Origin of the sequence: Rhodococcus sp. 05-2256-B1 (genome assembly GCF_002258465.1) — a bacterium.
Lineage (GTDB): Bacteria > Actinomycetota > Actinomycetes > Mycobacteriales > Mycobacteriaceae > Rhodococcoides > Rhodococcoides fascians.
Genome location: NZ_NOZA01000008.1, coordinates 1 through 1,235, shown reverse-complemented (window position 1 = coordinate 1,235; position 1,235 = coordinate 1). Strand labels below are relative to the sequence as shown.

Sequence of the window (1,235 nt, the reverse complement as noted above, 5' to 3'; positions counted from 1 at the left end):
AACTTCGTGACGGGTTCACGTGGTCGTCGCAACGTGCAGTCGTTTGTTGTACTCCTCGAGTGGAGTATCCCATCCCAGGGTTTTTCTGGGGCGGTTGTTCAGTAGAGCGGCGACCTCGTCGAGCCGTTCGGGACCGTGCACCGACAAGTCGGTGCCCTTCTTGAAGTACTGACGGAGCAGACCGTTGGTGTTCTCGTTGGTGCCCCGCTGCCACGGGGAGTGCGGATCACAGAAGTAGATCTGCACCCCTGTGGCGACGGTGATCTCGGCATGCTTGGCCATCTCGCCGCCTTGATCCCAGGTGATCGAACGCATCAGTGCCGCAGGCAGTTCCGCGATCTTCTTCGTCATCGCCTCGGCCACCGACGCCGCCGAATGATCGATGGGCAGATGCAGCAGCATCACCAACCGTGACGTCCGCTCGACCAGTGTCCCGATCGCCGACCCGCCCTTGGTGCCGATGATCAGATCACCCTCCCAATGGCCGGGAACGTTGCGGTCGGCGACCTCGGCGGGCCGTTCGGAGATGTTGATCATCCCGCGGATTTTCGATCGCCGTTCGGTGGTGCGGCGGTGCGCCAGCCGCACCGGCCGGCCCGTCCGAAGATGCCTGGTCAGCTCCTTGGTCAGGCCACCTTTGCTCTGAACGTAGAGGGTCTGGTAGATCGTTTCGTGCGACACATGCATCTCCGGCGAGTGAGGAAATTCCTTCCTCAGTGTCGCCGAGATCTGCTCGGGCGAGTAGTCCAACTCGAGCAGCGCTTGCACCCGATCGCGCAGCAACGGCGTGAGCTCGAGCTTGCCCTTCTTCGGGCGTTTGGCTGCCTTTCGGGCATCACGCTCGGCCTGATGTGGCTTGTACTGTCCACGGAAGTACTGGTGCCGCTTGAGTTCTCGACTGATCGTCGACACCGCTCGCCCCAGGCATGTCGCGATCGCGGTCATCGTCCAGCCGTCCCGGACACCGTCGGCGATGAACTCGCGTTCCTCCAGTGAGAGGAAACGGCCCGTCGGCTCCGGTGTCGAGCGTGGACGCACACCACCACGTTCGTACACCCAGTTCCAGCCGCTGCCCTCGCTGATACCGACTGCGAGGGCAGCGTCCTTGATCGTCACGCCACTGCTACGCAGTGACCAGAACGTCATCCGAACCTGATGTGAGAAACCCGGGTGAACCATCGCAAACATCCCTAATGATCAGGCACGTTGCAACCACCGCTCGAATCCGCCCGTAG

1 protein-coding gene is annotated in these 1,235 nt (G+C 62.1%); it reads right to left on the bottom strand.

All coding sequences use genetic code 11. The annotated features are described in order from the left end of the window. Positions 1 to 15: 15 nt before the first annotated feature. Positions 16 to 1,179 carry an IS30 family transposase gene (locus CH285_RS00875; protein ID WP_094642612.1) on the bottom strand — a complete coding sequence of 388 codons (1,164 nt, stop codon included), beginning with the start codon at positions 1,177 to 1,179 and terminating at the stop codon, positions 16 to 18. Between the last annotated feature and the right edge of the window lie 56 nt (positions 1,180 to 1,235).

Bases quoted from the DNA above. Each gene is read 5' to 3' on its own strand.
- CH285_RS00875 (WP_094642612.1), bottom strand. From the start codon at position 1,179: ATGGTTCACCCGGGTTTCTCACATCAGGTTCGGATGACGTTCTGGTCA.